This is a genomic window from Thermodesulfitimonas sp. (assembly GCF_052743955.1).
Window position 1 is genome coordinate 1 of the sequence record NZ_JBRAIN010000028.1, and the last position, 3,883, is coordinate 3,883.

Here is a 3,883-nt window from a genome sequence, read left to right on the forward strand (position 1 = left end):
TTTATCTTTTCCTGCCGTAGTGCTACATGAAGAACCCCGAAAGCCCGACTTTTTCTAGAGATCTCTATCATCCGCTTTACCGCAGCCTTCGGTGAGTTCCGCGATCCCGTCATCACCGGTAACGGAACGGCGGAAGCCACCCTTACGGCTGACCGCCACGGCAGCGGCCAAATCGCGGTAGAGTACTACCCGCCGGGGGCTGACGTTCCTGCGGTTGTAGATACTACCTCCATTCGCGCCCTCAAATGGTACGTCTCCCTCCGCGCCTCCGGAAACCGCACGGTGACGGGCGGCAACGATATCGAACTCACCGCTACGGTAACCGACCAGAACAGGCAACCGGTAACCGACTGGCAGGCCCGGATCGTCTTCGAAACGGTTGACAGTCCTACTTTTAAACTGTTTAAAGATAAACACCATCCAGGCCGCTGGCAGGGGGCCGCCCACGCGAACGTTATGAATCAGGGGCGCGCCATGGGCGTTTCTGCCGGCCGCGTAGAAGAGCACGGGGAGTTAAAAGCGCTCTGGGTAGCCAGCACCATCCCAGGAACGACTCGGGTGCAGGCGGTACTCTCCTACGACGACCTCCGGGGGCCGGAGTGCCCGCCGAAGCGGGTCTGTGCCTCCAACCTTTGCACCACCGAAGTAGTACCGGGGCCCGCCCGTTACGTCGGCTTTGAGCCCGCTACAGTGAAAACTGGCCGCGAGCAGCGCGTGACCATCCGGGCATTTGACGCCTTCGGTAACCCGACCACCGACTACAGCGACCCCAAAATCTGGGTACGGGTCCCCGCATGCGTCGCGGCAGCTTTCTCCTCTGACAACGGGGAAACATGGTGCAGCAGCGAAACCTGGGTGGAGGTCAGACCCGGCGACCGCCTGTTAGTTAAGAGCCCGAAAAAGGAGTTGCCGGCCGACGGATGTATCCTGGTAACGCGGACCGAAGGCGTCACCCTTGACCCGCCGCCCGGTGTGCCGCAGGTAAACCTGCCGCTGCGGGTAGAACTAAGCAAAAGTAGAGGGGAGCGGTAAACTCTTAGGAACCAGTACCAATAAAGACGCTTCTACCGCCTAAGCCTAAAGAAAAGGCTACTGGAGTGTCAACCTATTCGCGAGATAGGTGTTGTTTTACCAGAACCTTAAAATTTCTGGTCCCCTAAAAACCGGGCTATCCCTGTTACCCGGCGCCAAATCTTTAATGCTTTGGTTTTTTGTGAGGTGGGTTTCCTTGTTACGCTTTAAAGCTTTTCCTTTTCTCCTGCTTCTTCTGGCCGCCTTTTTTAGGCAGTAGTATTGCTTACCAAGCGGTGCCGGCAGCGGCGTACGATAACCCGCACGGGCCTTACGATAACTTCCCCGCGGGCTGCGCCGCCTGCCATGTCGCCCACGCCGCCACCGGCCCTAACCTTTTAGCCCGGGCGGCGACAAATACCACCGCGCTTTGTCTCACCTGTCACGACGGCACGGCGAGTGTTTTCAACGTTGTCTATGTGCCCGAAGTGGACATCTACGGCACCGGCGTTACCCGCGCCGTCTACGGCTTCGGCTTCGGGACCACCTCGGGCGCGGTTTACTTTCACCCGGTAAAAAATACCGGCAACCCAGCGGTTGGGGAGGTGCTCGAGTGCATCGACTGCCACAACCCGCACGGGGACATGTCAGTGCCCGGCGCCGTTTATCCGCGCCTTTTGAACAGCTTCGACGGCACCACCCGTTACTACCAGGGACCCAACTTCTGCCTCGCCTGCCACGGCAGCGTCGACCGTGGTTTCCCGAGCGTCGAAGACCCCACGGTAAGCTATTGGGTCTACACCTTGGGGAACCACCGGAACAGCTTCGCCGCCCATTACAACACGAGCAAGGCGGCGCTGCAGCCGCCATCGGGAACGCTGGTTACCTGCGCCACTTGCCACTATAAGCACGCCTCGGACCTGCGGCGCCTTCTGGCCGGACAGGAGGAAAACCTCTGCTTCAAGTGTCATAACACCACGGCCAACTCGATGAGCGGGCGGAACATCCAGGCGGAGTTCGCCAAGGCTTCGCACCACGACATTTTTGGGACTACGGGCGCCAAGGTGGAGTGCTCCAGCTGCCACGGCCCGCACACTGTCGGCGCGGCTACCCTGACCGACCCGACCACCACCTTTTCTCAGGTCGCGAACCCCGACAACACCAAGTCGGTGATGGGCCGGGTTTACGCGCTTCAGGATAACGGTATCGGCAATACCGTTGACACCTTTACGGATTTTTGCCTCGCGTGCGCCCACCAACCGCGAAAGCGAGCACCACCGCGTTTGTGCTTTACGACATCGCCTTCCCGCCAATCACCCGCGTTGACTTTACCACTAATTCGAGCGGCTGGCACAAAACAAACTACCCGACGAGCGCCCACGGCACGAAACCGCTCCTCTGCACCGATTGCCATAACAGCCACGGCTCCGATTACCCGCTGCTGCAGAAGTACCCGGAGGACACCCAGACCGCGGACGGCGAGTGCCTCTGGTGCCACAAGGCCGGGAACACGTGGGGCGCGCCCGATATCCGCACCGCGATCAGCACGGCCAACGCCTCCTACCACCTGACCCTGGCTTACTCTGGGCGGCACAGTGATACAGAAAGCTACAACAACGTGCCGCTCACCAACCGCCACGCAGAGTGCGCCGACCGCCACGACGTGCACCAGGCTGCTGGTGGCACCGGTACTGCCCCCGCCGCCCAGCCAGCGATCCAGGGTGTTTCCGGCGTGGCGCCGAGCTTCACCAGTGCCTGGACCACAGCCTCCAGCTATACCTTCAAAAACCCGATAGACTACGAGTACAAACTCTGCTTTAAGTGCCATTCACCGTACGGCTACGGTACGACCCAGCCGACCTCGCCAAGCGGGGGCTTTGCCGAAACCGACCAGACAAAGGAGTTCAACCCGAACAATCCTTCTTACCACGCCGTGGTGGGAACAAGCAAGATGCCTTCCGGCTACGGAAAGTTCGTGAGCCCCTGGACGAATGACAGCCGGATGTACCGTACCGACTGCCACACCACTAGCCTTGCTGCTGGGAAGGGACCGCACGGCTCCGCCTATCCGTTCATTCTGAAAGCACCCTGGAACCCGGACACTAGCCAAGCAGGCGCTACAGGAAAGCGCGGCACCGACACCAGTAACCACCTTTGCTTCTTATGCCACGATTACAACTTCTACGCGGGTGACGGGGTTTCAGACTATATCTCTAAAAGTTCTCTGGTGGTGCAGGGTCTAACCTTCACGTCTTGTACAAAGGAAGCCGGGGCTACGTCCACGAACAGGGCTGCGCTTGCTGCCACGGAGCAATCCCGCGCGGCTACCAGCGCCGGGGAATACTTGTAACTACTGCCGACGGTTCGCCTTATACTACCGGCGTAAAGATTACCAGCATCACCGTTCCGAATATCGGACAATGGACTAAACAGGACTGTTATACCGTTCCTGTTGCCATTAAGAAAACGCTCTAACCACACCTGCAAAGGCCGCAGAAATTCTTGAGCCATAGATACGCCGGACTGTGACTGCGCCGGGCCAAGAGGGAAGGCGTTTTTTCAACGTTTTCTACCAATGCTAATCATCCTCCAGACGGGATCGCTCTTCTCAGCAGCCGAAAAGGTTCCGGATTTCGGAAACAGATTTCTTTACCTTCCACCGTTACCACGAGCGAATCGTCCTCCTCAGTATCGAGTGCTTGTCGAATCTTAACAGGAAGAGTCGTCCGTGCTCTGCGCGTCACCCACACGATCCCGTAAGCCATTGAATTACCTCCTGGAAAAAGTTCTTACTTTTCAGGAAGCCGCAGTAGCCCTCCACAGCATGGTACCCCCGGCCAACACCCGGCGGGAGTCGCTTTAGTGTACTTTT

Annotated in this window: 3 protein-coding genes and 1 pseudogene; 3 read left to right on the forward strand and 1 reads right to left on the reverse strand. The window is 58.7% G+C overall.

Going from position 1 to position 3,883, the window contains the following annotated elements; all coding sequences use genetic code 11:
• Positions 1-282 precede the first annotated feature (282 nt).
• The 3 genes and pseudogenes from ACUVTA_RS03735 to ACUVTA_RS03745 all read left to right on the forward strand — a co-directional run bounded on the left by ACUVTA_RS03735 (position 283) and on the right by ACUVTA_RS03745 (position 3,361).
• On the forward strand, positions 283-1,032 hold the full coding sequence (locus tag ACUVTA_RS03735; protein ID WP_445951635.1) for a hypothetical protein: 750 nt from the start codon (positions 283-285) through the stop codon (positions 1,030-1,032).
• Between the two features lie 275 nt (positions 1,033-1,307).
• Positions 1,308-2,048: pseudogene (locus tag ACUVTA_RS03740) on the forward strand (cytochrome c3 family protein); the annotation flags it as partial.
• A gap of 248 nt (positions 2,049-2,296) precedes the next feature.
• The gene (locus tag ACUVTA_RS03745) at positions 2,297-3,361 is read left to right on the forward strand and encodes a cytochrome c3 family protein (RefSeq protein ID WP_445951636.1); all 1,065 of its coding nucleotides are present in this window, start codon (positions 2,297-2,299) and stop codon (positions 3,359-3,361) included.
• Between the two features lie 232 nt (positions 3,362-3,593).
• Here ACUVTA_RS03745 and ACUVTA_RS03750 read toward each other — a convergent pair whose 3' ends face one another.
• Entirely contained in the window at positions 3,594-3,776 is a 183-nt protein-coding gene (locus tag ACUVTA_RS03750) for an AbrB/MazE/SpoVT family DNA-binding domain-containing protein (RefSeq protein WP_445951637.1), read from the reverse strand.
• Between the last annotated feature and the right edge of the window lie 107 nt (positions 3,777-3,883).

What these genes read in the sequence shown, in the direction of transcription:
- ACUVTA_RS03750 (WP_445951637.1), bottom strand. Translation starts at nt 3,776, where the DNA reads ATGGCTTACGGGATCGTGTGGGTGACGCGCAGAGCACGGACGACTCTT.